At 59.8% G+C, this 26,363-nt stretch carries 24 protein-coding genes; 6 read left to right on the forward strand and 18 right to left on the reverse strand.

Annotated elements, in window-relative coordinates; genetic code table 11:
- Positions 1 to 60: 60 nt before the first annotated feature.
- The 4 genes from ACYZT1_RS19045 to ACYZT1_RS19060 all read right to left on the reverse strand — a co-directional run bounded on the left by ACYZT1_RS19045 (position 61) and on the right by ACYZT1_RS19060 (position 3,739).
- Positions 61 to 924: an efflux RND transporter periplasmic adaptor subunit gene (locus tag ACYZT1_RS19045; RefSeq protein WP_462016204.1), complete on the reverse strand. Its 864-nt coding sequence runs from the start codon at positions 922 to 924 to the stop codon at positions 61 to 63.
- 10 nt (positions 925 to 934) lie between these two features.
- Positions 935 to 1,141, reverse strand: a complete 207-nt coding sequence (locus ACYZT1_RS19050; RefSeq protein WP_462016205.1) for a DUF1656 domain-containing protein — start codon at positions 1,139 to 1,141, stop codon at positions 935 to 937.
- Positions 1,128 to 3,116 carry an FUSC family protein gene (locus ACYZT1_RS19055; protein ID WP_462016206.1) on the reverse strand — a complete coding sequence of 663 codons (1,989 nt, stop codon included), beginning with the start codon at positions 3,114 to 3,116 and terminating at the stop codon, positions 1,128 to 1,130. The genes ACYZT1_RS19050 and ACYZT1_RS19055 overlap by 14 nt, the downstream gene beginning before the upstream one ends.
- A 155-nt stretch (positions 3,117 to 3,271) precedes the next feature.
- Positions 3,272 to 3,739 (reverse strand): PA2169 family four-helix-bundle protein, encoded by a 468-nt coding sequence (locus tag ACYZT1_RS19060; protein ID WP_462016207.1) that lies wholly within the window; start codon positions 3,737 to 3,739, stop codon positions 3,272 to 3,274.
- A gap of 202 nt (positions 3,740 to 3,941) precedes the next feature.
- Between ACYZT1_RS19060 and ACYZT1_RS19065 the strand changes: the two genes are divergently transcribed.
- Positions 3,942 to 4,178, forward strand: a complete 237-nt coding sequence (locus ACYZT1_RS19065; RefSeq protein WP_462016208.1) for a DUF3820 family protein — start codon at positions 3,942 to 3,944, stop codon at positions 4,176 to 4,178.
- Between the two features lie 20 nt (positions 4,179 to 4,198).
- The gene (locus tag ACYZT1_RS19070) at positions 4,199 to 5,377 is read left to right on the forward strand and encodes an aminotransferase class V-fold PLP-dependent enzyme (RefSeq protein ID WP_462016209.1); all 1,179 of its coding nucleotides are present in this window, start codon (positions 4,199 to 4,201) and stop codon (positions 5,375 to 5,377) included.
- A 127-nt stretch (positions 5,378 to 5,504) separates the two neighbouring features.
- Here ACYZT1_RS19070 and ACYZT1_RS19075 read toward each other — a convergent pair whose 3' ends face one another.
- The 3 genes from ACYZT1_RS19075 to zwf are packed head-to-tail and all read right to left on the reverse strand — an operon-like array spanning position 5,505 to position 8,369.
- Positions 5,505 to 6,170: a bifunctional 4-hydroxy-2-oxoglutarate aldolase/2-dehydro-3-deoxy-phosphogluconate aldolase gene (locus ACYZT1_RS19075; RefSeq protein ID WP_462016210.1), complete on the reverse strand. Its 666-nt coding sequence runs from the start codon at positions 6,168 to 6,170 to the stop codon at positions 5,505 to 5,507.
- Between the two features lie 17 nt (positions 6,171 to 6,187).
- A complete protein-coding gene (gene pgl, locus ACYZT1_RS19080) occupies positions 6,188 to 6,913 on the reverse strand; it encodes a 6-phosphogluconolactonase (protein WP_462016211.1) in 726 nt (241 codons plus the stop codon).
- Positions 6,900 to 8,369 carry a glucose-6-phosphate dehydrogenase gene (gene zwf / locus ACYZT1_RS19085; protein WP_462016212.1) on the reverse strand — a complete coding sequence of 490 codons (1,470 nt, stop codon included), beginning with the start codon at positions 8,367 to 8,369 and terminating at the stop codon, positions 6,900 to 6,902. The genes pgl and zwf overlap by 14 nt, the downstream gene beginning before the upstream one ends.
- 225 nt (positions 8,370 to 8,594) lie before the next feature.
- Here zwf and ACYZT1_RS19090 point away from each other — a divergent pair, with 225 nt between their 5' ends.
- Positions 8,595 to 9,455 (forward strand): MurR/RpiR family transcriptional regulator, encoded by an 861-nt coding sequence (locus tag ACYZT1_RS19090; RefSeq protein ID WP_462019282.1) that lies wholly within the window; start codon positions 8,595 to 8,597, stop codon positions 9,453 to 9,455.
- Positions 9,456 to 9,602: 147 nt separating this feature from the next.
- Here the strand turns inward: ACYZT1_RS19090 and ACYZT1_RS19095 are convergent, their stop codons facing one another.
- From ACYZT1_RS19095 to edd, 11 genes are all read right to left on the reverse strand, one after another.
- Positions 9,603 to 10,457 (reverse strand): D-hexose-6-phosphate mutarotase, encoded by an 855-nt coding sequence (locus ACYZT1_RS19095; RefSeq protein WP_462016213.1) that lies wholly within the window; start codon positions 10,455 to 10,457, stop codon positions 9,603 to 9,605.
- A 106-nt stretch (positions 10,458 to 10,563) separates the two neighbouring features.
- Entirely contained in the window at positions 10,564 to 11,910 is a 1,347-nt protein-coding gene (locus tag ACYZT1_RS19100; protein WP_462016214.1) for a carbohydrate porin, read from the reverse strand.
- Positions 11,911 to 12,018: 108 nt separating this feature from the next.
- Complete coding sequence (locus tag ACYZT1_RS19105) at positions 12,019 to 13,179, reverse strand: ABC transporter ATP-binding protein (protein ID WP_462016215.1); 1,161 nt, start codon at positions 13,177 to 13,179, stop codon at positions 12,019 to 12,021.
- A gap of 3 nt (positions 13,180 to 13,182) precedes the next feature.
- Positions 13,183 to 14,028, reverse strand: coding sequence for a carbohydrate ABC transporter permease (locus ACYZT1_RS19110; RefSeq protein WP_462016216.1), 846 nt, complete (start codon positions 14,026 to 14,028; stop codon positions 13,183 to 13,185).
- A complete protein-coding gene (locus tag ACYZT1_RS19115; protein ID WP_339503517.1) occupies positions 14,021 to 14,929 on the reverse strand; it encodes a carbohydrate ABC transporter permease in 909 nt (302 codons plus the stop codon). The genes ACYZT1_RS19110 and ACYZT1_RS19115 overlap by 8 nt, the downstream gene beginning before the upstream one ends.
- A 156-nt stretch (positions 14,930 to 15,085) precedes the next feature.
- Positions 15,086 to 16,384, reverse strand: coding sequence for an ABC transporter substrate-binding protein (locus ACYZT1_RS19120; RefSeq protein ID WP_462016217.1), 1,299 nt, complete (start codon positions 16,382 to 16,384; stop codon positions 15,086 to 15,088).
- Between the two features lie 116 nt (positions 16,385 to 16,500).
- The gene (locus tag ACYZT1_RS19125) at positions 16,501 to 17,760 is read right to left on the reverse strand and encodes a D-mannose isomerase (protein WP_462016218.1); all 1,260 of its coding nucleotides are present in this window, start codon (positions 17,758 to 17,760) and stop codon (positions 16,501 to 16,503) included.
- Between the two features lie 303 nt (positions 17,761 to 18,063).
- Positions 18,064 to 19,533, reverse strand: coding sequence for an ATP-binding protein (locus tag ACYZT1_RS19130; RefSeq protein ID WP_462016219.1), 1,470 nt, complete (start codon positions 19,531 to 19,533; stop codon positions 18,064 to 18,066).
- A complete protein-coding gene (locus ACYZT1_RS19135; protein WP_462016220.1) occupies positions 19,523 to 20,254 on the reverse strand; it encodes a response regulator in 732 nt (243 codons plus the stop codon). The genes ACYZT1_RS19130 and ACYZT1_RS19135 overlap by 11 nt, the downstream gene beginning before the upstream one ends.
- A 183-nt stretch (positions 20,255 to 20,437) precedes the next feature.
- Positions 20,438 to 21,397, reverse strand: coding sequence for a glucokinase (locus ACYZT1_RS19140; protein WP_462016221.1), 960 nt, complete (start codon positions 21,395 to 21,397; stop codon positions 20,438 to 20,440).
- Positions 21,394 to 23,220: a phosphogluconate dehydratase gene (gene edd, locus ACYZT1_RS19145; RefSeq protein ID WP_462016222.1), complete on the reverse strand. Its 1,827-nt coding sequence runs from the start codon at positions 23,218 to 23,220 to the stop codon at positions 21,394 to 21,396. The genes ACYZT1_RS19140 and edd overlap by 4 nt, the downstream gene beginning before the upstream one ends.
- Before the next feature lie 219 nt (positions 23,221 to 23,439).
- On the opposite strand from edd, the gene gap reads away from it, so the two are divergent.
- From gap to ACYZT1_RS19160, 3 genes are all read left to right on the forward strand, one after another.
- A complete protein-coding gene (gap, locus tag ACYZT1_RS19150; protein WP_462016223.1) occupies positions 23,440 to 24,441 on the forward strand; it encodes a type I glyceraldehyde-3-phosphate dehydrogenase in 1,002 nt (333 codons plus the stop codon).
- A 201-nt stretch (positions 24,442 to 24,642) separates the two neighbouring features.
- Positions 24,643 to 25,161 (forward strand): RNA polymerase sigma factor, encoded by a 519-nt coding sequence (locus ACYZT1_RS19155; RefSeq protein ID WP_462016224.1) that lies wholly within the window; start codon positions 24,643 to 24,645, stop codon positions 25,159 to 25,161.
- A 183-nt stretch (positions 25,162 to 25,344) separates the two neighbouring features.
- A complete protein-coding gene (locus tag ACYZT1_RS19160) occupies positions 25,345 to 26,253 on the forward strand; it encodes a FecR family protein (protein WP_462019283.1) in 909 nt (302 codons plus the stop codon).
- Positions 26,254 to 26,363 lie beyond the last annotated feature (110 nt).

Here is a 26,363-nt window from a genome sequence, read left to right on the forward strand (position 1 = left end):
CATGGATGCAGCCTGATGCGCCGCCATCGCGAGCAAGCTCGCTCCCACAGGGAGAAACGATCACTTTGAATCCTCCTGCACCTGCACGCTCGCCGTCATCCCGGAACTTAAATTCACTCCTTCCGGCACTTCATCCAGTTTGATCCGCACCGGAATCCGCTGTGCCAGCCGCACCCAGTTGAACGTCGGCTCCACTTCCGCCAGCAACTGCCCGTCCGGCGTGGTGTTGCGATCGGTGATGCCGCGACTGATGCTCTGGACATGCCCGTGCAACGGCGCGCCGGCACTCATCAGCCACACCTTGACCGGATCGCCGACGCGAACTCGCGGCAGTTTGGTCTCCTCGAAATACGCCTGCACGTAGAACGTCGAATCATCGATCAACGCCATCACCGGTTGCCCGGCGTTGACATAATTGCCCTGCGCCAGCTGCAGGTTGGTGACGTGCCCGCTGCGCGGCGCATGCACCTGGCTGCGCGCGAGGTTAAGCTCGGCGACCTTGGCTTCGGCCTGAGCCTCGCGCAGTTCGCCACGGGCAATGCCGGCGTTGATTTGCGCGTTCTCGCGCAGCTCGGCGCTGATCGCCTGCGGACCCAATGCGGCGCGACGACTGGCCTCGCGCTCACGCAGATTAAGCTGCTGCTGACGGGTTTGCACCACCGCATGGGCTTTCTCCAGCGCCGCTTCGAAACGCTCACGATCAATGCTCAGCAGCAGATCGCCGGCCTTGACGCGCTGATTGTCGAACGCCTTCAGTTCGCGCACCCAACCTGACACGTCCGGGGCGATTACCACCACGTCGGCGCGGATTCGCGCATCGCGGGTCCACGGTGTCAGCATGTAGTACTGCCAGAGATGAAAACCGGCAAAAATGGCCAGCGCCACCAGGCACAACGTTACCGCGACACGTACGGATGTACGCATGTTCAACTCCTTATAAAGGTCCGAGAACGACGGTGATCAGGGTCAATACACAGACGTACAAGGCGCAATCGAATAACGCCTCGTGCCAGATCCAGCGCCCGGCCGGGGTCATTTGCAGCAGCACGCGCAGACCGCCAGTGACCAGCAGCGCCAGCACCACATAAATCAGAAAGGGACTGAGCAAGACACCGCCCACTGACCATTCACGCAAGCCCATCGCTCATCTCCTGCTGACGGCACCAGGCTCGCCAGCTGTTCTGCAATTGCAGCACCGCGCCCTGAGCCAGTTTCACGGCATCGCTGGGCGGTAACGCGTACAAGGTTTTCAGGAATTTTTCACTCGGGTGTTCAAGCGCATCGGCGCGACTGGCGGTCGGACCTTGCTCCAGAAGTTTTTCCAGCTGATCAAGATAGCGACGCTGAGGCCCACTGACCGGCGCTTGCGCCACGGCAAGACTCAAGCGCAAATGCAGCAACTCGTCGCCGATGTCCAGGCCGAGCAAGCCGTCGTCCCAGCGACTGCGCCCCGGTTCCGGCAATTCGGGGTAGTGCCGCGCCAATTGCAGGAGCCGATCGGCCATGCGCCCGCCGAACCAGCTTTCGGCACCGCGCAGATTGCGTCGAGTCAGGCGCACCAGATCCTGCAGGGTGGCTATCAGCAGGCGACGGCTGTGCCACGCCGGATTGCGCAGGATCAGCAAACGGAACGCCAGCACGGCAGCGCCCACACCGATGACCATTGCCTGGGCACTGTTGAAGAAATTCGCGACATCGAACTTCATCGCGTTGAGCGGCGATATCAGCACGATGAAATGCAGGCAGAACGAGGTCGCCGTGGCACCGGTCTGCGGCTTGGCCATGCCCAGTGCCCCGAAGAATAACGGCACGCCCATGCCCAGGCAGAGCAAGGCAAAGCTGCTCCATTGCGGCAGCAGAATCTGCCCGACAATGAACGCCAACGGAATCGCCAGAAAAATCCCGCGCATGAAACTCATGCCGATCTGCGCGCCGTTTTCGCGACTGGCAAACAGGCTGCACACCACGCACGTCAACAGCAAGGCGCCCGATGCTGCCGGCCAGGCGGTAGCCAGCCAGAAGCACGACACCACCAGAAAAGCCAAGGCACTGCGCGCACCGAAAACCAGTGCCAAAGAGAGGTCGCGGTGTGGCGCGAGGGTGCGCGGCGGGTCGACCGCTTCCCTGCCCTCTTCCACCGCCTGCACTGCCGCGCTCGCCGCCATGGCGCTGTCGAGCAGCAAGGCCAGACGCGCCAGGCAGAAACTTTGCGCGGTACTGATGTGCGCATCGTGAGAGGCGTCGAGCAAGCGTGGTCGCAGGGCTTGCAGCGCAGCCTGATCCGATTGATCGAGCGCCGCTTGAACCTCGTTCAGCCACGGTTGCAGTTGCTCGGCTTCCTGCGGTTCCAGCTGCTTCCACTGTCGGCGCACGGACCTGGCGATGCGCAGCAACATCAACAGCTTCTGGCTCAGGCCACTGATCGACCGCGCGCGCAGCCGACCCAGATTGCCTTCGAACCAGGCATGTTCGCGCTGCGCATCGACCGCGACGATTCTGCCGAGGATTTCCAGCAAACCTTTACGCGCCTGCCCATCGCCAGCCAACGTTGCCTTTGCGGCTTTCATTGCGCTCTGCCAGGCGGCGCGTGCCTCATCCGCCAGTTGCTGTTCGACGCGCATTGGCCACAGCAGCGCACTCGCAGCAGTGGCGCAGATGATGCCCAGGCAGATTTCAGTGCAGCGCGCCACGGCTTGATCGAACACCGTCAGCGGATGGTTGATGGCCGGTAACGCGATGATCGCCACCGTGTAACCGGCCAGCACGAAGGAGTAGGACCAGGCGCTGCGCAGCAAGGTCGAACTCGCCGTGCACAGCCCGAGCCACAGGGCCAACGCCAACAGAAACAGCCAGGGCGTCTGGGCGAACAGGCCCATGAAGATCACCGACATGATCGTGCCGACAATCGTCCCCAGCAGCCGCGCCAAGCCTTTCTGCACCACCATCCCCGACAGCGGCTGAGCGACAATGAACGCGGTCATCAACGCCCACGCCGGTTGTTCAAGGCCCCAGCGCATCGCCAGCCACAGCGCCAGGCCGCCGCCGATCACGGTCTTGACTGCAAACTGCAAGGCACGGCGGTCAGGCAGGAATAACGCCTGGAAAGTGATGGGCACGGAGAAGACTCTTGGGGGCACGGTTTAACGATAGACGGGATCGGTCGAATGACATCCGGCAAATTATTAGCTAGCTAACTATAAATCGTCCAGCATTAAATCCCGGGCACAAAAAAACGCCAGACTGGCTGGCGTTTTTGACAGGCTACGAACGCTTACGAGCGAGCGCGAGCCTGGTTACGCAGGGCTTTCACCTGGTCGTGGTTGCGTTGCACGCCGTGGTACTGCTTTTCAACCAGGTCACGAATGCCAACCAGATTGTTCTTGTTGATTTTCTCGATTGCATCCTTGTAAGCCTTGAGCGCGTGATCTTCACCGCGTTCTGCTTCGTTCAGCACGGCTTCTTCATCTTTGCCGGTGAATACAGCTTTCACGTCAACCCAGCGACGGTGCAGATCACCGCTAACACTGGTGGAAGTTTCCGGATCGCCGCCCAGCGCACGAACAGCAGCTTGCAGTTCAGCAGCTGCGGTAGCGCAATCGGCAGAACGCTTTACGAACAGCGCTTTGAGTTCCGGATTTTTAATGTCTTCAGCGCAAGTCTTGAAGCCTTCCTGACCATCTTTGCTGGTTTCGATCAGATCGTTCAGTACAGAGATGGATTCTTTATTGATGTCAGTCATTTTCAATTCCTCACGGGTTGATGAAAGATGTAATAGCTATTGCACCCTGCATGCCAGTTTTGAATTGAGCAATAAAACCTTTATTTTCAATAGCTTAACTTTTTATACAAAAACTGTATCCGCTTTTTTTGCATGATCTGTCATTTGGCCTGCATGCAGAATGCCTGTATTTTCCAGCTGACTGAATGCAGATGGCTTACAGATGAACCCGCAAAAGCTCGAGTTACTGATCACCCGCGAAATGCCCTTCGGCAAATATAAAGGACGCATCATTGCTGACCTGCCCGGCCAGTACCTCAACTGGTTCGCCCGCGAAGGATTTCCCCACGGCGAACTGGGCGGGTTGCTGGCCCTCATGCAGGAAATCGATCACAACGGATTATCGCAATTGCTGGAACCGCTGCGCGCCAAACATGGCAAACCCGCCCCTCGCCACTGAACCACTTGATCGAGTCAACCATGCCCGAGAACACCCGCCGCGCCCGTGATGAACACTTCTGGCACACCTTCGCCGACCGCTACGACATGGGACCGGGCCCGGTCAATCTGGAAAACGGCTACTTCGGGCGCATGTCGCGCACCGTGGTCGAGGAATATCAGCGCAACATCGAGTTCATCAACCGCAGCAACTCGGTTCATGTTCGCCAGCGCTTCGAGGATGAAAGCCTGACGATTCGCGCCGCACTTGCCGGGCTGATCGATGCCCCCGAGGACACCATCGCCCTCACCCGCAACGCCACCGACGGTTTGCAATCGCTGATTCGCAACTACAACCTGCTCAAGCCAGGCGATCAGGTACTGATCTGCGACCTGGAATACGATACGGTCAAAAGCGCCATGCGCTGGCTGGCGCGTAATCGTGGCGCCGAAATCATCGAGATCGAACACACTCACCCCGCCACTTACGACGGTTTGCTGAGCACCTACAGCGAGATCTTCGCGCGTCATCCGCGCCTTAAATTGATGGCACTGACCCACGTGACACACCGCACCGGCCTGGTCATGCCGGTGCGGGCAATTGCCGCCGCCGCCAAGGAGCACGGCATCGATGTCATCCTCGACGGCGCGCATGCCCTGGGGCAGATCGAGTTCAACCTCAGCGACCTGGGTATCGCGTTCGCCGGCTTCAATCTGCACAAGTGGATCGGTGCACCGCTGACCCTCGGATTTGTCTACATCGCCCGCGAGCGACTCGCCGACATCGACCCCGACATGGCCGAGACGCATTATCCGATCAGCGACATCCGCGCCCGCACGCCACACAGCACGCCCAACATCCCGGCGCTGCTGACCTTGCCGCTGGTGTTCGAAGAACACACTGCGTTGGGCGGTGCGGCAGCCAAAGGCGCGCGACTCAATTACCTGCGCAACCTTTGGGTGAGCGCGGTGCGCGATTTGCCGGGCATCGAAGTCCTGACGCCGGATGATCCGCGCCTGTATTGCGGCATCACCTCACTGCGTTTTACCCGGCATGCCGATCAGCAGATCATGGTCGAGCGACTGCTCAACGAGTACAACCTGTTTACCATCGTGCGCGACGGTGCGGCCTGTGGTCCGTGCATCCGGATCACGCCGGGACTCATCAGCAGCGCCGACGATATGCACCTGCTGGGCAAAGCGCTCGACGAACTGCGCTGAGTTCAATCTGCAATGCCAGATTATGTCGATTTTTGCGAGTCTCTATTTGCGGGCAAAAAAAAACGGTGCGCCGACCAAGCGCACCGTTAAAGCCGTAGAACACACAACGAAGTGTCGGGTTAAGCGATCAGTCCAGCAGCGCCAGTGCCTCGGCGGTGCATTCCTGAATGCGGGCCCAGTCGCCGTTCCTGATCCACTCGGGGTCAAGCATCCAGCTACCGCCCACGCACATGACGTTTTTCAGTGCCATGTAGCTGTTGATATTGGCCGGGCTGACGCCACCGGTCGGGCAGAATTTCACTTCGCCGAACGGGCCGCCCAGCGCCTTGATGGCTGCGACGCCACCGCTGACTTCTGCCGGGAACAACTTGAAGCGGCGATAGCCCAGGCCATAGCCTTCCATGATCCCGGAAGCGTTGCTGATACCGGGCAACAGCGGGATCGGGCTGTCGATGCTGGCTTCGAGCAAATCACGCGTAATACCCGGCGTTACGATGAACTGCGAACCTGCCGCTTCGGCAGCGGCGAGCATATCGCGGTCAAGCACGGTGCCGGCGCCGGTCACCAGTTCCGGACGTTGCTCGCGCAGAATCCGGATCGCTTTGAGCCCGTACTGAGAACGCAGGGTCACTTCCAGCGCGGTCAGGCCACCGGCCGCCAGAGCGTCAGCCAGCGGCAGGATATCCTGCTCGCGGGCGATGGTGATCACCGGCAGAATCCGCGCCTTGGCGCAGAGGCTGTCGATCAGGGCAACTTTATCCGCCATGGAAACGGTCGGGGCTGGGTTTGTCATAGCGGCTGATCCTTGGCTCATGGGCACCAGTAAATCTCTAACGTAGGTTGCAGAAACGCGCGAATCGGCATGGCGGCGACATCGTCACCGGCCAGAGCGGCGCTCAGGGTGGTCAGTTTGGACTGACCGGAAATCGACAGAACCTTGTGCCTGGCTGACGCCAGCAGCGCGCGACTCATGGTCAGGCGTTGGTGCGGCACCGTTGGCGCCAGCATTGGCCAGCAGCGACGGCTGCCATCAGCCTTCAATGCGTCGGCCAGATTCGGGCTGTCGGGAAACAGCGAGGCGGTATGACCGTCATCGCCCATGCCGAGTATCAGCACGTCGATCGGCGGCAATTCGCCGAGCAAGCGATCAGCGTGTTCAGCGGCCTGTTCGACATTGGCAGCGGCGCTGTACAAGCTCAAAAATTGCGCCCTGGCCACCGGCCCCTGCAGCAGGTAACGCTTGATCAGACCGGCATTGCTGTCGGCGTGCTCGACCGGGATCCAACGTTCGTCCGCCAGGCTGATGACCACGTTTGACCAATCCAGTGTCTGCTTCGCCAGATGCTGGAAAAATGCCACCGGACTGCGTCCACCGGACACCACCAGCGTGGCGGTGCCTCGGGCGTCGATCGCATCGCTCAGCTCTTTGGCCACCTTCAGCGCCAGACCCTCGGCCAACAACACCGGGCTCTTGAACGCATGGGCAGTTACACCCGGAGGCAGGCCCTGAGACAGTTTCAATTCAGATATCGCCATACCACGACCTCCCATCCCGCGTGATCAATGCAATGGAGCTCATCGGCCCCCATGACCCCGCCGCGTACGGCTTGGGCGCGTCACCGGACTTTTTCCACCCGGCGATCAACTGGTCACACCACTTCCACGCGGCTTCGATTTCATCTTTACGGACAAACAGGTTCTGATTGCCACGCATCACTTCCAGCAACAACCGCTCGTACGCATCGGGGATCCGTGCGCTACGCCAGGTGTCGGAAAAATTCAGCTGCAATGGACCACTGCGCAGCTGCATGCCCTTGTCCAGGCCTTGCTCTTTGGTCATCACGCGCAAGGAAATGCCTTCGTCGGGTTGCAGGCGGATAATCAGCTTGTTGCTGATTTGCAGGCGCTGCTCGGGAGCGAAAATGTAATGCGACGGTTCCTTGAAGTGGATGACGATCTGCGACAGCTTCTGCGGCATGCGCTTGCCGGTCCGCAGGTAAAACGGCACACCGGCCCAACGCCAGTTGCGGATGTCGGCACGCAGGGCGACGAAGGTTTCGGTGTCGCTCTGGGTGTTGGAATTGGGCTCTTCCAGATAGCCCGGTACCGGTTTGCCTTCGCTGTAACCGGCAATGTACTGGCCGCGCACCACTTGTGTGGTCAGGCCCTCCGGGCTGATCGGCGCCAACGCCTTCAGCACTTTTACTTTTTCGTCGCGAATGCTGTCGGCGGAAAGGTCGGCCGGCGGGTCCATGGCGATCAGGCAGAGCAGCTGCAGCAAGTGATTCTGGATCATGTCGCGCAACTGGCCGGCCTTGTCGAAATAGCCCCAGCGACCTTCGATGCCGACCTTCTCGGCCACGGTGATTTCCACGTGGGAGATGTAATTCTGGTTCCACTGGGTTTCGAACAGGCTGTTGGCAAACCGCAGGGCGATCAGGTTCTGAACGGTTTCCTTGCCCAGGTAATGGTCGATGCGATAGGTGCGGTTTTCCGGGAAGAATTGCGCCACGGCGTCATTGACGGTGCGCGAGGATTCAAGGTCCGAGCCGATTGGTTTTTCCAGGACCACGCGGGTGTTTTCAGCGAGGCCGACCTTCGACAGGTTTTCGCAGATTGCGCCATACACCGCCGCCGGGGTCGCGAAGTAGGCGATCACCTGCTGAGCAGAACCTGCTGCTTCAGCGAGGGCGACATAATCGTCAGCCTTGAGAAAGTCGACGTGCAAATAGCTCAAGCGCGCGAGGAAGCGATCGAGCACCGCTTCGTCCAGCTCCTTTTCACCGACGTAGCGGCGCAGCTCGGAGGTGATGAACGCCAGATGCTCCTGCTCGCTGCCAGGCTCACGGGCCAGCGCGATGACGCGCGTGTCCTCATGAAGCAAGCCTGCGCCATCCAGCTGGTAGAGCGCAGGAAACAGCTTGCGCAAAGCGAGATCGCCGAGCGCGCCGAACAAGGCAAATGTGCACGGTTCAACCGTAATCGAAGGCATGATGTTTGTTCTTTTATCAAGTTAAGCTACAAATACCTTTTTTCAAGGCATCACTCAAGGGAAAATGTAGTAATAACCACAACATTTACCCAAAATGCAGATTCCGAGTGGTGGTCGGTCGGAGCCATCAGTAGGATAGGCCACCGCCACGGGCCGCATCAAAGGCTCAATTTGCATGGCAGGGCGTCTTTTTTGTAGGTGAATCAAGGAACAACTATGGACCGCGTGCGAAATCTCCTGGAACAGATCCAGAATCGCCTTGAAGACCTGAACAAGGCAGAACGCAAAGTCGCCGAAGTGATCCTGCTCAACCCCCAGCAGGCCACCCGGTTCAGCATCGCTGCCCTCGCCCAGGCGTCGAAAGTCAGCGAGCCGACGGTCAACCGTTTCTGCCGTTCATTCGGGGTTAGCGGCTATCCGGAACTCAAGCTGCAACTGGCTCAGAGCCTGGCCAGCGGCGCCGCCTATGTCAGTCGTGCGGTCGAAGCCGATGACAACCCGGAAGCGTACACCAAGAAGATTTTCGGCAGTGCCATCGCTTCGCTTGACAGCGCCTTGCAGGCGCTGGACCCCAACCTGGTCAGCCGCGCCGTCGATCTGCTGATCCAGGCGCGCCAGATCCACTTCTTCGGCCTCGGCGCCTCGGCCCCGGTGGCGCTGGATGCGCAACACAAATTCTTCCGCTTCAACCTGGCCGTCACCGCCCATGCCGATGTGCTGATGCAGCGCATGATTGCCTCGGTCGCGCACACCGGCGAATTGTTCGTGATCATTTCCTACACCGGGCGCACCCGCGAGCTGGTGGAAGTGGCGCGCATCGCCCGGGAGAACGGCGCTTCGGTGTTGGGCTTGACCGCCGAGGGATCACCACTGGCCAAGGCCAGTACGCTGAGCCTGAACATTCCGCTACCGGAAGACACCGACATCTATATGCCGATGACCTCGCGGATCATTCAGCTGACAGTGCTGGACGTGTTGGCGACCGGCATGACCTTGCGCCGTGGCGTGGACTTCCAGCCGCATTTGCGCAAGATCAAAGAGAGCTTGAACGCCAGTCGGTATCCGGTGGGGGATGAGTTTAATTAACCCCTTCGTTGCCTGACCCGGCCTCATCGCGAGCAGGCTCACTCCCACAGTGGATCTTCATGGGTCGCAACATGTGTGACCACCACAAATCCTTGTAGGAGTGAGCCTGCTCGCGATGGCGGCCGCTACAACACCGCTGATCTCGAGCTAAACCCCTACCCGCGCCTGCAGACTCAGATGCGCTTGCTGCCCCGGTGCCAGACTCAAGCTGTCGGTGCCGCCGCTCGCCGCTTCCACGCAGACAAACTCTGAAATCTCGTTCCAGCTCACCCCCAGCAACGGTCGCGTTCCGGGGTGCCAGACCACCGTCTCGCCATCGTCACCGGTATCGATGCATAACTGGCGCTGCCAGGCGTGATCCTTGAGCTGCAATTCGCCATCGTGCTGAAACACCCGCTGACAGCCGCCCTCAACCCGCAACTCGCCTTCCTGCTGACACGCCTGACGATTCAATTGGTCATATCCCTGCGCGCCTTCGAGTCCAGACAGCGCTACCTCACCGACATCGCCAATACGCCAATAGGCATGCAACGCCTGACTCAACTGGCACGGCAGGCTGTCTTGATGCTCCGTGCTCAGGCGCAATTCCAGGCGTTCGCCCAGGTGCGCATGCAGGTCCGCCTGCCAATCACACAGTTGCAACTGCCAATGCAATCGCACGCCCTGCTCGTCGTGACTGCTGTCCATCAGTTTCCAGTCGAGCAGCCGCGCCCAGCCGTGGGACGGCCAGGCGTTTTCGCTCGGATGCCGCCCATACCAGGGCCAGCACACCGGCACGCCACCGCGAATGGCACCGACATGCGGCCATTTCGCCGCGCACCAAAGCCAGGGCTTCTGTCCACGCGGCTGAAAGTGCAACAACTGCGCCCCCTGTCGGCTGAAAACCGCCTGACACAGCGGGTGATCGATTACGAGGACATCGCGCAGCTGATAGCGCTCCCAGGCAAATACCGGACGTGCACGCAAGGATTTGAAGAAGCGTTGAAGCGGATGCTCATGCATGTGCCACGGTCCTGAAAATCATCGGCTGTGCCAGCCCAAAAAAAAAGCGGACAGCCTGGGCCGTCCGCACAAATGCGCACATAGAGAGGAGCTTATCGCACCAGCGTTAGAACACCGACTGAATTTTCAGGCCGGCGACGATCGCGTCATCGACCTGATCAACCCCGCCCGGGTGTTTCACGTATTGCAGGTTGGGACGCACGGTCAGCCAGTTGGTGACGTGGAAACCATAGTTGATTTCAGCGTTGTATTCGGTGTCCTGGATCGGCAGGAAGCTTGGGTTGTCGTAGTCGTCGATACCGTTGACGCCGTTGATCAGCTTGCGATTCTTCTGCGCATCTTCGTTGACGTGAATGCGCGCGATACCGATGCCGACATCGTCCTTCGGACGGGCGTTGAAAGGACCTTTGTAGGTCAACATCAGGTTCTGATAGTTGTCGACCGTGTTGGTGTCCTTGTCGTGGAAGGTGGCGTTTGCAGCGATGCTCAGGCCACGGCTCTTGTCGCCGTTATGGTCGGTCAGCTGTTGCTGGGCAACGAACCAGTAACCGGACTTGCTGCTGTGACTGCGGTAAGCGTCGCCGCTGACAGCCGCATCATTGCCGTTGGCATCTTCACGAACGTCGTCGGCCTTGGCGGTACTTTTGTAGTAACCGACACGGTATTCGCCTGGCAGGCTGTTGACGTTGGGCGACCAGACCAGTTCGACCGGAATGATTGTGCCTTTGGTGCCGCTGCCACTGAGCTTGAAGCCGTTGCCGGTTTCCAGCTGCGACGGGTTCTGGTTGTACGCGCCGATCTGCGCGTAGAGCTCATCGTTGATGTTGTACTTCACGCGGATTGCGGCCTGGCTGACCGGCCAGTTGTACCAGATGCCACCGACCCAGTTACCCACTTGCGAGCCGCAGAACGCCAGGTTCTGGAAGTCGCACGGGAAGCTGTTGAAATCTTCGCCTTCGCCGAAGTAACCGGCCTTCACGTCGAGTGCGCCGTCGAAGTACTTTTGCTTGACCCACAACTGCGTCAGACGCCAGGTCTGGCCGCGCCCCCAGACTTCTTGCGAAGAACTGAAAGTACCGGCACGCGGATCGCCGATGCGGTCGTTGGAAATGTTGCGGCCACTACGCTCGGTGATCGCCAGTTTGAATTCGGCATCGTTCCAGCCGAAGATTTTTTCCAGGTCCAGTTTTGCCCCGAAGGCAAACTGGTCGCTGTAGCGCGCGGTCGTGTCGTCGTTGTAACCGCCCTTGAGGTTGGAGCCGACTTCCCCGACGTACTCGATCTGGAAATCGTAACCGGCATCAATCAGTTTGGTCCGTTCACCGCCCCAATCACCCGTCATCCATTTCGATTCCGGACTGAACGCCTCGGCAGCGTGCACGCTGCCTGCCAGGGTCATTGCCGCAATCGCCGACAACTGGCAGATCAGTTGGGCGTTGTTGTTCTTCTTCATCCCTACATCCTCGTTTTATTGTTATTAACTGTTTTTATCTAACGCGGTTTACATCGGTTGCGGCGGCGTCTCCAACCACCACGAGTTCGTCTTTCCTACAGTGATTCGCTATCGGCCTTTGAATTGGGTGACGTTGGCAACGTGAATTTCAGGTTGTGGCTTGCCCGCCACGCCCAGACGCTCCCCGGTGTTGGCATCGAACAGCAGCACTTTCGACGGGTCGAACTGCAACGTCAGGGTCTCGCCCACGGCCGGCGCGACATCCGGCGCCAGACGGCAGCAGACCTTGGTACCGTTGAGATTGACGAACACCAGCGTGTCGGGACCGGTCGGTTCGGTGACCTGGACTTCTGCGCGAATGGTCGGCAAACCATTCGGTTCGCCAACCGCGAGCACGATCTGCTCCGGGCGCATGCCGAGGATCACTTCGCGATCTTCCAGCCCGGCGTCCTGCATGCCCAATGGCAGCTCGCAACGCGCCTGACCGCTGTCGAGCAGCGCCATCAGGCGACCCTCCTTGCGCTGCAGGCGCAGGGGAATGAAGTTCATCGGCGGCGAACCGATGAAGCTCGCTACAAACAGGTTGGCCGGGTTGTTGTAGATGTCTTTTGGCGTGCCGAACTGCTGAATGATCCCGTCCTTCATCACCGCCACTTTGTCGCCCAGCGTCATGGCTTCGATCTGGTCGTGGGTCACGTAGACCGTGGTGGTTTTCAGGCGCTGGTGCATCAGTTTCATTTCGGTGCGCATCTCGACGCGCAGCTTGGCGTCGAGGTTGGAGAGGGGTTCGTCGAACAGGTAAATCTTAGGTCGACGCGCCAGGGCACGGCCCATCGCCACGCGCTGTTGCTGGCCGCCGGAAAGCTGGCCCGGCTTGCGGTTCAGCAGGTGTTCGATCTGCAGCAGCTTGGCCACCCGCGCGACTTCCTCGTCGATGTCGGCGGCCGGCATCTTGCGAATCTTCAGGCCGAACGCAATGTTGTCGCGCACGCTCATGGTCGGATACAGCGCGTAGGACTGGAACACCATGGCAATGTCGCGATCTTTCGGGCTCATGCCGCTGATGTCGGCGTCGTCCACCAGAATCGCGCCGCCGCTGATGGTTTCCAGGCCGGCGATGCAATTCATCAGCGTTGATTTACCGCAGCCGGACGGGCCGACCAGAATCAGGAATTCACCGTCATCGATTTTCAATTCGATGTTTTTCAAGGTGTCCGGCAAACCGGCGCCGTAGGTCTTGTTGACGTTGCGTAATTCGAGAGTTGCCATGTTCTACCCCTTGACCGCGCCGGACGTCAGCCCACGCAGGAAATACTTGCCAGCAAATATGTAGACCAGCAGTGTCGGCAGCCCGGCGATCATCGCGGCGGCCATATCAACGTTGTATTCCTTGGCCCCGGTGCTGGTGTTGACCAGGTTGTTGAGGGCCACGGTAATTGGCTGGGCATCGCCGCTGGCGAAGACCACGCCGAACAGGAAATCATTCCAGATCTGGGTGAACTGCCAGATCAGGCAGACCATCACGATCGGGATCGACATCGGCAGCAGGATCTTCCAGAAGATCGTGAAGAAACCCGCGCCATCCAGCCGTGCAGCCTTGACCAGCGCATCCGGGATGCTCACGTAGTAATTGCGGAAAAACAGCGTGGTGAACGCCAGGCCGTAGACGACGTGCACCAGGACCAGGCCAGTGGTGGTGTTGGCCAGACCGAACTTGCCGAGGGTGAATGAAGCCGGCAACAGCACGGTCTGGAACGGCAGAAAACAACCGAACAGCAACAAGCCGAAAAACAGCTGCGAACCACGGAAGCGCCACATCGACAGCACGTAACCGTTCATCGCGCCGATGAAGGTCGAGATCAGAACAGCCGGCACGGTGATTTTTACCGAGTTCCAGAAGTAGCCGCCTACGGTGTCCCAGGCTTTGATCCAGCCGATGCCGTCAATCACTTGCGGCCAGCTCAGCAGGTTGCCGGTGCGGATGTCTTCCGGGGTTTTGAAACTGGTCAGCAGCATGACGACCAGCGGGATCAGATAGATCGCAGCCGCCAGCAACAACGTTGCGTAAATCGCGATGCGGCTCAAGCTGATCGCCGGTTTGCCAGGTTGATTAGTCATGGCGTTTGCCTCGCAGCTCGGAGTACAGGTACGGCACCAGAATCGCCAGGATCGCGCCGAGCATCATCATGGCGCTGGCCGAACCGATGCCCATCTGGCCACGGCTGAAGGTGAAGGAATACATGAACATCGCCGGCAGGTCGGAGGAATAACCCGGACCACCCGCGGTCATTGCTGCCACCAGATCGAAGCTCTTGATTGCGATGTGCGCAAGGATCATGAAGGCGCTGAAAAACACCGGACGCAGGCTAGGCAGCACGATCTTCAGGTAGATAGTCGGCAGGCTTGCACCGTCGACTTGCGCGGCACGGATGATCGACTGATCGACACCGCGCAGACCGGCGAGGAACATCGCCATGACAAACCCCGAGGCTTGCCAGACGGCAGCAATCACCAGGCAGTAGACCACGCGATCCTGATCCACCAGCCAATCGAGACGGAAGCCTTCCCAGCCCCAGTCGCGCAGCATTTTGTCCAGGCCAAGGCCGGGGTTGAGCAACCATTTCCACGCGGTACCGGTGACGATCATCGAGAGCGCCATCGGGTACAGGTAAACGGTGCGAATGAAACCTTCCTTGCGAATGCGCTGATCGAGCAACACGGCAAGGAACACGCCAAGGACAAGGCTGATGCCGATGAACATGCCGCCGAAAAGGGCGAGGTTTTTACTCGCGACCCACCAGCGATCGTTGTCCATCAGGCGGATGTATTGCTGCAGGCCGACCCATTTGTAGCTCGGCATGAAGCTGGAATTGGTGAAGGACAGTACGAATGTCCAGATGATGTAACCGTAGAAACCAACCAACACGATGAGCATGCTCGGCGCGAGTACCAACTTGGGTAACCAGCGTTGCAGCGCATCGAACGGTGAGGCTTTGCTGAAAACCGCCACAGAACTCATCGGGATAATCCAGGTGAAGAAGGAGTGGTATCGGCGCTGATCCCTTGTGGGAGCGAGCCTGCTCGCGATAGCGGTGTATCAGTCGACATTGGTGTTGAATGTCAGTCAGCTATCGCGAGCAGGCTCGCTCCCACAGGGATGACTCAGTGCCGGAGATTACTGGGCAGCTTTGACCGCCGACGCCAGTTGACCGCTGGCCTTGGCCGGGTCTGCGTCCTTGTCGTTCATGAAGTTGGTAACCACGTCAAAGATCGCGCCTTGCACAGCCAGAGAAGTGGCCATGTTGTGCGCCATGCTCGGTTGCAGGCCGCCAGTCTTCTCGTCTGCCAGGAAATCCTTGGCAGCGGTTTGTGCGCAGGAATCGAAGCCCAGGGCGCTCATGTCGTTGAGCATGTCGGTGCGCACCGGGATCGAGCCTTTGTTGATGCTGAAGACTTTCTGAAAGTCTTTGCCCAGGGCGACCTTGGCCAGGTCTTGTTGAGCGGCGATGTCGCCCTTGCGATCAGCCTTGAGCTTGAACACGGCCAGCGAATCGATGTTGTAGGTGAAGGCTTTTTCGGTGCCCGGGAATGGCACGCACTGGTAGTCCTTGCCAGCCACCTTACCGGCAGCGGTCCATTCGCTTTTCGCCCAGTCGCCCATCATCTGCATACCGGCCTTGCCGTTGATGACATCGGCAGCGGCGATGTTCCAGTCACGCCCGGCGCGGTTCTGGTCCATATAACCGGTGAGTTTTTTCAGCTCGGTGAAGGCTTTGGTCATCTCCGGACCGGAAAGGGTTTTCTGATCGAGATCAACCAATGCCTTTTTGTAACCGTCGGCGCCCATCACCGACAGCACCACGTCTTCAAACACAGTGCTGTCCTGCCACGGCTGACCACCGTGGGCCAGCGCAATGAAACCTGCGGCCTTCAGTTTGTCGCCGGCTGCATAGAATTCTTCGAGGGTGGTCGGGGCCTTTTCAATCCCGGCTTTCTTGAACACTTGCGGGTTAATCCACAGCCAGTTGACGCGGTGAATGTTCACCGGCACGGCGACGTAATCGCCTTCGTACTTGACGGTGTCGGAGACTTTCTTGATCAGCAGGTTATCCCAGCCTTCAGCCTTGGCGACGTCGGTCAGGGTGTCGGTGCTGAGCAGGCCGGTGCTGCCCCATTCCTGGATGTCCGGGCCTTTGATCTGGGCAACGCCCGGCGGGTTACCGGCCACTGCGCGGCTTTTGAGTACGGTCATGGCCGTGGAGCCCCCACCGCCGGCGACTGCGCCGTCCTTCCAGGTGAAGCCGTCTTTTTCGACCTGGGCCTTGAGCACATCGACAGCGGCTTTTTCACCACCCGACGTCCACCAGTGAACGACTTCCACGGATCCTTTGGATTCGGCGGCAAGCACACTGAGCGGAAGCGCAGACAGGGAGGCGAGAGAAATGACTGTTGCGAGGCGAGAAATCGCGTTCATCGGGAAGTACCTTTCTTGTTGTTATGCATGCAAGTCTGGTGCTTGCGCTGCACGGATTCTAAACAGGAGTCATCCCCTCGCAGGTAACGAAGGGACGCGTGAATGTCACCGCATGGTTACATGGAACCGCTCTGGGCCAACCCTGCCAAGGCAGTTGCCATGCTCGGCGCCAGCGGCAGCCGCGGGATCAGCAACGCTTGCCAGGCGTGATACAGGTCAGGCTTGCCCGACCAGATATCGGCGCTCGGCCGGTTGAGCGGATCGAGCTCGTGGTGCCAGCTGCCATCGCAGCGGTCGATGAAATGTTGCTCGCAGAACTCCCAGAACAGTCGGTTCCAGGATTCGTATCGCGCATCGCCGGTACGCTTCAACAAGGCGCTGGCGGCGGCGCTGGCTTCGCAATGGGTCCAATGCAGACGGTGACGGACCACCGCGCGATTGTCCCAGTCGAGGGTGTAGACAATCCCCGGCGCGCCGTCGATGTTCCAGCCGTATCGGCAGTTGTGCTCGAACAGTTTTTGCGCATCGGTGGCGAGCCAGCCCGGCGTCAGCATCCCGGCCTGCACCCGCGCCGCTTCGAGGTGCAGCAATAGCCGCGCCCATTCGAAACCATGGCCGGGCGTGGTGCCGTAGGGACGGAAACCGTCGGCAGGATTGTCACGGTTGTAGTCCCGCAAAGGATTCCAGTCACGGTCGAAATGCTCGACCACCCGGTAATCATTGGCGGCGGCGTGCCCATGGATCACGCGCTCGACGATCCGCTGCGCCCGGCTGAGCCAGTGGTTGTCCCCGGTGACATCGGCCAGCGCAAGAAAGGCTTCGGTGGCGTGCATGTTGCTGTTGGCGCCGCGGTAGCTTTCTTCTTCGCTCCAGTCGCGATTGAAGGATTCGCGCATCGCGCCCTCCTCTTCGCTCCAGAACCAGGTATCGATGATGTCGATGGCGTCATCCAGTAGTGCCTGGGCGCCAGGACGTTGCGCGACCACAGCAGAACTCGCGGCGAGTGCGACGAACGCATGCAGATACGCGTTCTTGCCGGTGTTGCCGTCGCGATGCTCGGCGGTGGCAAACCAGCCACCCTGCACGGCGTCGCGCAACGGCCCGCGCAACGCTTGAATGCCGTGATCGACCAGCTCGGCAAAACCCGGCAAGCCCTGAATGTGGGCCATGGCAAAGCTGTGGGTCATGCGCGCGGTGTTCATGGTTTCGGCGTGGGCATCGGCCGGGAGGCGGCCCTTTTCATCGAGATTGCCGAAGCCTTCCGGGTGCCTCGAGGCTTTGGCGAAGTCCAGCAAACGCAGGCCTTCAGCAGCGAGCCATTGCTGGTGGGCGGGCGCGTACAGCCAACTGCTGAAATCCGGTCTGAAGGTGTCCATGGGGTGCCTTTTCTTGTTGTTATGACTGAGGGCAGTCTAAACAACGGGCAATGGCGAGCTTGTAACGAAGCGGGCAGGTTTTGTCACCAGACTGTGACATCTACACAACTATCGCGGCGAGTGATTCCTGTGGCGAGGGGATTTATCCCCGCTGGGTGGCGAAGCCGCCCCAAAAATGGATCTGTGGTGTATCAGGTGTACCTGGGGGGGCTGGAATCACGACTGCTGCGCAGCCGAACGGGGTGGTGTGGCATTCCGATAAATCCCCTCGCCACAGGAATTCCACTTGCAGCAAGGAGTGCGTTACTCGATTGAGCGTGGCAACTGCAACGTCACTCTCAACCCGCCTTCGCGTAAATTCTGCAGGCTGACTTCGCCGCCATGACTGTGAGCAATATTGCGCGCTATCCCAAGCCCCAATCCGTAACCCTGCTGCTGCCCGGCCAGGCGAAAGTGCGGCTCGAACACCTGCTCCATTCGCTGTTCAGGCACGCCCGGACCTTCGTCGTCGACATGCAGTACAAACGCGTTTTCATCATCATCGATGTGCAAATGCGCGTTCTGCCCATACTTCAATGCGTTGTCGATCAGGTTGCCGATGCAGCGCTTGAGTGCCAGCGGTTTGCCCGGATACGCCGCCAGTGCCCGCCCGTGCTGGGTCACACGGCCATTGCCGTTGGGCGCAAGATAAGGCTCCACCAGACAATCGAGCACGTGGTTGAGGTCCACCGGTTCGATGTTCTCGTGAATGTCGGTGTCTTTCACGCATTGCAGCGCGCCCTTCACCAGCAATTCCAGCTCATCCAGGTCGCGACCGAACTTGGCTTGCAGCTTCTCGTCCTCCAACAGTTCCACACGCAAGCGCAAACGCGTGATCGGCGTGCGCAGGTCATGGGAAATCGCGCTGAACAACTGACTGCGCTCAGTCAGATACCGGCTGATACGTTCGCGCATCGCATTGAATGCGCGCCCGACCTCGACAACTTCACTGCCACCGCCCTCTGCCACGGGCTGCACGTCCGCGCCCAGCGACATTTCCCGCGCGGCCCGGGCCAGACGCTTAAGCGGCCGACTCTGCCAGTGCACCAGCACGCCGATGAACAACAGCAAAAACCCGCTGGTGAGGACGATGAACCAGACCTGTTGCTTGGGCAGCCCTTGCTCTTCAAGACTGGTATAGGGTTCGGGCAGCAGCGAGGCGATGTACAGCCATTCGCCTGGCGCCATCTGGATCTGTGTGACCAGAACCGGCGGATTGACCGGCTCCAGGGTTAGCGCGTAGTGCGCCCAGGAACGCGGCAATTCATCGAGTTTTAATCCGCCGTTGAATATCCGCAGGTCCTCGGGGCTGACGAAGGTCACGGAAATGTCGGCGTTCTGACCCAGCGACTGACGCAGCACTTCGTCCACGGCTTTGAGTACCGCGGCTTTGCGCGGGGTGATCGGCAGCACTTCCATGCCCAAAGGTTTGTCATTGAGGGTCACCACGAATCGGGTGCCGCCCATGCTGCGCAACTGGTCGAGCACCAGCGGCCTGAAGGCCACCGGCAGCGAGCGAAAATAGCTGACGCTGGCGGTCATCGAATGGGCCAGGCTGCGGGCGCTGGTGACCAGCCCTTCGAGCTGCGTGGCGCGCAGTTGCGAGACCCAGATCACGCTGGACAGCGCCTGGGCGAACAGCACCGCCAGCAAGGTCAACAGCAACATGCGTCCAAGCAGGGAGCGCGGCACCGGCACTTTAGCGCCGAGTTTGCGGAAAAAATCAGTGACCATTGCTGGCAACCACATTGGCTGCCAGTTGGTAGCCGCTGCCGCGCACTGTGCGGATCAGCCGTGGCGGTTTATCGGTGTCGCGCAGGCGTTGGCGCAATCGACTGACGGCCATGTCGACGATGCGGTCCAGCGGCATCAGGTCGCGGCCACGGGTGGCGTTGCCAATGGTGTCGCGGTCGAGGATTTCCTGCGGGTGATCGAGGAACAGTTTCAACAGGGCAAAATCGGCACCGGACAGAATCACTTCTTCGCCGTCGGTGTGAAACAGCCGATGGCTGACCATGTCCAGCCGCCAGTCGTCAAAGGCCAGCACTTCGCTGCCGGAACGTTCCTGACCGAACTGGGCCCGGCGCAACAAGGCTTTGATGCGCGCCTGCAATTCACGCGGGCTGAAGGGTTTGCCGAGGTAATCGTCGGCGCCCAGCTCCAGACCGATGACGCGGTCGGCTTCGTCGGAACTGGCGGTGAGCATGATGATCGGTACCTGCGCCTGGCGCGGGTGCTGGCGAACCCAGCGACACAAGCTGAAACCATCTTCATCCGGCAGCATCACGTCGAGAATCACCAGATCGCTCGGTGCCTCGTTCAAGGCCTGGCGAAAGCCGGCGCCGTCGGGCGTGGTCCGTACCTGAAAACCGGCGCGGGTCAGGTAGGTGTCCAGCAACTCGCGTATCTCCTGATCGTCATCGACCAACAAAATCGACTTGTTGACTGAGCTCACGGCGGCGTCCTTGTTGTTTGAAGTGGGGCGGATTATGCCTTAAGCGCGGAACCAACAAACACCGCGGTAAAACTGTAGGAGCGAGCTCGCTCGCGATGGACGTCAACGATAACGCGGCAATCCTGACACCCCGCGGCGTTCACAGGTTTTTCGCGAGCAAGCTCGCTCCTACAGTGCTTGCGTTCAGGCTGGAATGGATTGGTCGAGCGCCACACCCGCGCCCATCAACCCGGGATACGGCGCCGTCACCAGCCACACCGGGATGCCTTTGAAGTAGTCGCTCATGCAGCCCTTGTCGGCGAAGCAACGGGCAAAACCGCTTTCGACAAAGAAATCGGCAAACCGCGGAATCACGCCACCGACGATGTACACGCCACCGCGTGCGCCCGTGGTCAGCACGTTGTTGCCTGCGACGCGCCCAAGCCAGCAACAGAATTGCTCCAGCACTTCCAGCGCAACCGGGTCGCCGGCCAGACCGGCAGCGGTCACCGACTCTGGCGAATCGAGCACCGGCTCATGGCCGTCCACCGCGCAAATCGCCCGATAGACACGCGGCAAACCGCTGCCACTCAAAGCCGTTTCGGCGCTGACATGCCCGATCTCGTCAAAGATGTGCTGCCACAACCGGGTTTCACGCGGACTGCTCAGCGGCAGATCCACATGCCCGCCCTCGCCCGGTAATGCCGCAAAGCGACCGTCGCCAAGGTCGAGCAAGGTGCCCACGCCAAGCCCCGTGCCCGGGCCGATCACTGCCGCTGGCCGCAGCGGTTGCGGCGTGCCTTCGCAGACCACGCGAAACTCGTCCGGCTGCAAACGGGTCATGCCCAGCGCCATCGCCGAAAAGTCGTTGATCAGCATCAGGTGATCCACCTGCAACAGCCGGCAGAAATTCTTCCGGCTGAGTCGCCAGTGATTGTTGGTGAATTTGAACTCGTCACCGCCCACCGGACCTGCCACCGACAGGCACACCGAACCGATTGAACCCAACTCCAGACCCAGCCCGGTCATGTAGACCGCGATGGCCTCTTCCGGGCTGACATGGTCTGCCGTTGCCAGCACCTGAATGGATTCCAGCTGCTGGTTTTTCCACAACGCGAACCGTGCGTTGGTCCCTCCGATGTCCCCGACCAAAGCCAGTTTCAATTAAGCGTCTCCAGGGCAGAAGTGAAGGCGCTGGCGCCCTGCTCTGCGGAGCTGAAGGCCATGCGCATGAAACCAAACAGTTCGCGACCGCTGCCGATGTTGTTGCCCAACAGGCCTTTGGCAGGTTCGCGCGCTGCAAATTCGTCGGCGTCTACCTTAAGCTCAAGTGTGCCTCTGACGCCATCGACGCGGATGATATCGCCCTCCTGCACCCGCGCCAAAGCGCCGCCGACGTAGGCTTCGGGACTGACATGAATGGCCGCCGGAATTTTCCCGGAAGCACCGGACATGCGCCCGTCAGTCACCAGGGCGACTTTGAACCCGCGATCCTGCAGCACACCCAGGAACGGCGTCATCTTGTGCAGTTCCGGCATGCCGTTGGAACGCGGCCCCTGGAAGCGCATGACGGCAACAAAATCCTTCTCCAGCAGACCAGCCTTGAATGCATCCGCCAGATCCTGTTGATCCTGAAACACCATCGCCGGTGCTTCGACAATCTGATTCTCCAGCGCCACGGCGGAGACCTTCATCACGCCGCGACCAAGGTTGCCTTCCATCACCCGCAAACCACCCTCTGGCGAGAACGCGCGGGACACCGGACGCAGAATGGTTTCGTCGAGACTGTCAGTCGGGCCTTCGCGCCACACCAGTTCGCCGTTATCGAGGAACGGTTCCCGGGTGTAGCGGCTCAAGCCGTGACCGAGCACGGTGTTGACGTTTTCGTGCAGCAGCCCGGCTGCGAGCAGTTCGCGGATCAGGAACGACATCCCGCCCGCCGCCTGGAAGTGGTTGATATCGGCCTTGCCGTTCGGATAGACATTGCTCAGGGTCGGGACGATTTCCGAAAGGTCGGCCATGTCCTGCCAGGTCAGCTGAATGCCCGCCGCCATGGCGATGGCCGGCATGTGCAAGGTGTGGTTGGTGGAACCGCCGGTGGCGTGCAACGCGACAATGGAGTTGACCAGGGAGCGCTCGTCGACGATTTCGCCGATTGGCATGAAGTGGCCATTCTGTTTGGTCAGACGCGTGACCTGATGCGCCGCTTCACGGGTCAGGGCGTCGCGCAGCGGCGTGTTCGGGTTGACGAAAGAAGCGCCCGGCAAGTGCAGGCCCATGACTTCCATCAGCAACTGATTGGTATTGGCGGTGCCGTAAAACGTGCAGGTTCCGGGGCTGTGGTAGGACTTCATTTCCGATTCCAGCAGCTCTTCACGGGTGGCCTTGCCTTCGGCATAACGCTGGCGCACATCGGCTTTCTGCTTGTTGGAAATACCCGAAACCATCGGCCCGCCCGGGACGAAGATGGTCGGCAGGTGACCGAAACGCAACGCGCCCATCATCAGGCCCGGAACGATCTTGTCGCAGATGCCGAGCATCAGCGCGCCGTCGAACATGTTGTGCGACAACGCTACGGCGGTGGACATCGCAATGACTTCACGGCTTGGCAGGCTCAGCTCCATGCCCGGCTCACCCTGCGTCACGCCATCGCACATGGCCGGCGTTCCCCCGGCGAACTGGCCGACCGAGCCGATTTCGCGCAGGGCATTCTTGATCTGTTCAGGAAAGACTTCGTACGGCTGGTGAGCCGAGAGCATGTCGTTATATGACGAAACAATTGCGATGTTGGCTGCGTTCATCATCCGCAGGTTGTGCTTGTCATCGCTGCCGCAACCGGCCACGCCGTGGGCGAAATTGGCGCATTGCAACTTGCCGCGCATCGGACCGTCGCTGGCAGCACCGCGGATAAGCGCGAGGTAAGCCTCACGTGTTGCGCGGCTGCGGGCGATAAGCCGTTCGGTGACCTCAAGGACGCGGGGATGCATGTGTAGAACTCCAGGCTAACGGATGTGGCGACCTGATTGTCTATGCTGACCAAGGGCCGCGGTCGATGGGATGACGGACGGTTTGCTTGATCGGTTGGACCAGTTGATTCAGGTCACTCGTTGTAGATTGAATAAAATATTGCCATTAAAAAGGCTTGTTTTCTATTTTTATGCGAATAATCTTGTAATTCCAACAACAAATCGACGGCGGCCCAGTTAATGACTCTTCGCATCGCAATCAATGGATTTGGCCGGATCGGCCGCAACGTCCTGCGCGCACTGTATACCCAAGGCTACCGCCAGGATTTGCAGATTGTGGCAATCAATGACCTGGGCGACAGTGCCATCAATGCGCATCTGCTCAAATACGACACGGTTCACGGCACGTTCGATGCTGATGTGCAGCATGATCAGGAAAGCCTGACCGTCAATGGTGACCGTATTGCCGTCAGCGCCATTCGCAACCCTGCCGAGCTGCCCTGGGCGGCGGAAAAAATCGACGTGGTGTTCGAATGCACCGGTTTGTTCACCGACCGGGCCAAAGCCGCTGCGCATATTACGGCGGGCGCGCGCAAAGTGATCATTTCGGCTCCGGCCAAAGGCGCAGACGCCACGGTGGTGTACGGGGTCAACCACGACATTCTGCGGCAATCGCATCAAATCATTTCCAACGCGTCGTGCACCACCAATTGCCTGGCACCCGTCGCTCAGGTGCTGCATCGCGAGCTGGGCATCGAGAGTGGGCTGATGACTACCATCCATGCCTACACCAATGACCAGAACCTGACCGACGTCTACCACTCCGACCCGTACCGCGCGCGTTCGGCCACGCAGAACATGATCCCGAGCAAGACCGGCGCTGCTGAAGCAGTCGGTCTGGTGTTGCCGGAACTGGCGGGCAAGCTGACCGGGATGGCAGTGCGCGTGCCGGTGATCAACGTTTCGCTGGTCGACCTGACCGTGCAGCTCAAGCGCGAAGCGTCGGCCGATGAAGTCAACGCGCTGCTCAAGGAAGCCAGCCAGCATTCGAAGATCCTCGGCTATAACACCCTGCCGCTGGTCTCGAGCGACTTCAATCACAACCCGCTGTCGTCGATCTTCGATGCCAATCACACCAAATCCAGCGGCAAACTGCTCAAAGTGCTGGCCTGGTACGACAACGAATGGGGCTTCTCCAACCGCATGCTCGATAACTGTCTGGCGCTGTGCAACGCCGAATAACGCAAATCGTGCAGGAGCGAGCTTGCTCGCGATGGACTTCTGGGCGCCGCTGGTGTCCAGACAGCACGCGTTACCGTTGACGACCATCGCGAGCAGGCTCGCTCCTACAGGAGGCAATGCGTATTTCATAACAAATAAGCGCTTGACCATTCGCGTGGATGATAAGCATTATCATTCGCTTGAAATGGATCAGGTTCTCCCGTGAGTCAATCGCGCTTCAATCACGTCTTCATCGCCCAGCGGGTTTCCTTGCTGCGCACGTTGGAGCGGATGGTCAACAATCACAGCACCGCTGAAGATCTTCTTCAAGAAACCTACTTGCGGGTCTCCCGTGCCCTCAGCGAGCGGGCCATCGATCACCTTGAGCCTTTTGTTTTCCAGACCGCCCGTAACCTGGCGCTCGACCATTTGCGCGCACGACGCATCCAGTCACGGACAATGCTCGACGATGTGCCGCTCGATGTGGTGGAAAGCATCGCTGCGCCAGCCAGCAGCGCCGAGGATGCTGCCCATGCCGAACAATTACTGGAGCGTTTGAATGTGAGTCTCGGTGAACTCAGCCATCGTCAGCAGCAGATATTCATTCTGAGCCGGCTGCACGGACACAGTTATCTGGAGATTGCCGACGAGCTCGATGTCTCGCTGAGCACCGTGCAAAAAGAGTTGAAGCTGATCATGGCCATCTGCGTCGGCGTCGCTGAACGCCTGAATGGCGACTGACTATTCAAGCGTGCGCTCAATTTATCGAGGGCCGACGGCGCTGAGCCCGGGCACCTTGCTACCCTTGCCGCACGTTCAGGCTTCACTTATAAAACAGCCGTGCACAGACACTGCCGAGGAAACACCGTGAAGGAAACCCGCCGCCCCTCTCTGCCCGAAACGGCGGATGACCCTGCCCGAGCCATGGACGAGGCCCTGGACTGGCTGATCGTGCTGGGCAGCCCAAACGAGGAGCAGACACGAGCGTTTCACGCCTGGCTGGCCGCCGACCCTCTGCATGAGCACGTGTTCGCCAAAGCGCAGGCCATCTGGGACGGTCCGCAGGTGGCGCAGTGCGCGCAGGATCTCGCTGCCCTGCCGCCCAAAGTCACCGTGCTTTCACGCCTGCGCCCGCACTGGCGCCCCTTGGCCACCGCCGCCGTGCTGATCCTTGGTTTGTTCAGCTTCGGCAATGTGCCTTTGCGCATTCAGGCTGATCATTTGACCGTGGTCGGCGAGCGCCAGCGCCTGCAGCTTGAGGACGGCTCAAAAGTGCTGCTCAACACCAACTCGGCTTTCTCCAGCACCATCAACGATCGACAGCGCGTGGCCCGCCTGTATGAGGGCGAAGCGTTTTTCGACGTGCCGGCCAGTCGTGACCAGCCGCTGCAAATCGATGCCGGGCCGGTGAAAGCCAGTGTCCGCGATACCGCTTTCGCGGTGCGTTACCTCGATGGCGTGGCGCAGGTTCGGGTGCAGCGCGGCGACATCGATTTGCAGGCCACCCGCGACGATGCGCGCATTCGCTTGTCTGCGGGCGAAAGCATCCGCATCGGTCCGAACGGTTTTGACCGCCCCGCCAAACTCGATGCAACCACCGACCTGGCCTGGGTTCAGGGCCGTCTGGTGTTCGAGAACTGTCCGTTGCACGAAGTGCTCGCGGAACTGCGCCGCTACTACCCCGGCTGGATCATCAACAACAACGAGCAGTTGGCGAATGTTGCCGTGACGGGCAATTACCGCCTCGATCAGCCGCTGGACGTGGTTCGCTCACTTGCGCACATCACCTCGGCTCGCCTGCAGGAATTTCCTGCGGTGGTGATTCTGAACTGAATGAGAATTATTTTTACTCGATAGCTGAAGCTCGTTCGTCTCGTTATAGCCAATGCAATTGATTCGCATCTCGCATGCCAATCAGCACCTATAAAGATTCGTGCGACACG

This window comes from Pseudomonas sp. PB3P13 (assembly GCF_054897735.1).

Bases quoted from the DNA above. Each gene is read 5' to 3' on its own strand.
- ACYZT1_RS19045 (WP_462016204.1), bottom strand. From the start codon at position 924: ATGCGTACATCCGTACGTGTCGCGGTAACGTTGTGCCTGGTGGCGCTG.
- ACYZT1_RS19050 (WP_462016205.1), bottom strand. From the start codon at position 1,141: ATGGGCTTGCGTGAATGGTCAGTGGGCGGTGTCTTGCTCAGTCCCTTT.
- ACYZT1_RS19060 (WP_462016207.1), bottom strand. From the start codon at position 3,739: ATGACTGACATCAATAAAGAATCCATCTCTGTACTGAACGATCTGATC.
- ACYZT1_RS19065 (WP_462016208.1), top strand. From the start codon at position 3,942: ATGAACCCGCAAAAGCTCGAGTTACTGATCACCCGCGAAATGCCCTTC.
- ACYZT1_RS19070 (WP_462016209.1), top strand. From the start codon at position 4,199: ATGCCCGAGAACACCCGCCGCGCCCGTGATGAACACTTCTGGCACACC.
- ACYZT1_RS19075 (WP_462016210.1), bottom strand. From the start codon at position 6,170: ATGACAAACCCAGCCCCGACCGTTTCCATGGCGGATAAAGTTGCCCTG.
- pgl (WP_462016211.1), bottom strand. From the start codon at position 6,913: ATGGCGATATCTGAATTGAAACTGTCTCAGGGCCTGCCTCCGGGTGTA.
- zwf (WP_462016212.1), bottom strand. From the start codon at position 8,369: ATGCCTTCGATTACGGTTGAACCGTGCACATTTGCCTTGTTCGGCGCG.
- ACYZT1_RS19095 (WP_462016213.1), bottom strand. From the start codon at position 10,457: ATGCATGAGCATCCGCTTCAACGCTTCTTCAAATCCTTGCGTGCACGT.
- ACYZT1_RS19100 (WP_462016214.1), bottom strand. From the start codon at position 11,910: ATGAAGAAGAACAACAACGCCCAACTGATCTGCCAGTTGTCGGCGATT.
- ACYZT1_RS19105 (WP_462016215.1), bottom strand. From the start codon at position 13,179: ATGGCAACTCTCGAATTACGCAACGTCAACAAGACCTACGGCGCCGGT.
- ACYZT1_RS19110 (WP_462016216.1), bottom strand. From the start codon at position 14,028: ATGACTAATCAACCTGGCAAACCGGCGATCAGCTTGAGCCGCATCGCG.
- ACYZT1_RS19115 (WP_339503517.1), bottom strand. From the start codon at position 14,929: ATGAGTTCTGTGGCGGTTTTCAGCAAAGCCTCACCGTTCGATGCGCTG.
- ACYZT1_RS19120 (WP_462016217.1), bottom strand. From the start codon at position 16,384: ATGAACGCGATTTCTCGCCTCGCAACAGTCATTTCTCTCGCCTCCCTG.
- ACYZT1_RS19125 (WP_462016218.1), bottom strand. From the start codon at position 17,760: ATGGACACCTTCAGACCGGATTTCAGCAGTTGGCTGTACGCGCCCGCC.
- ACYZT1_RS19130 (WP_462016219.1), bottom strand. From the start codon at position 19,533: ATGGTCACTGATTTTTTCCGCAAACTCGGCGCTAAAGTGCCGGTGCCG.
- edd (WP_462016222.1), bottom strand. From the start codon at position 23,220: ATGCATCCCCGCGTCCTTGAGGTCACCGAACGGCTTATCGCCCGCAGC.
- gap (WP_462016223.1), top strand. From the start codon at position 23,440: ATGACTCTTCGCATCGCAATCAATGGATTTGGCCGGATCGGCCGCAAC.
- ACYZT1_RS19160 (WP_462019283.1), top strand. From the start codon at position 25,345: ATGGACGAGGCCCTGGACTGGCTGATCGTGCTGGGCAGCCCAAACGAG.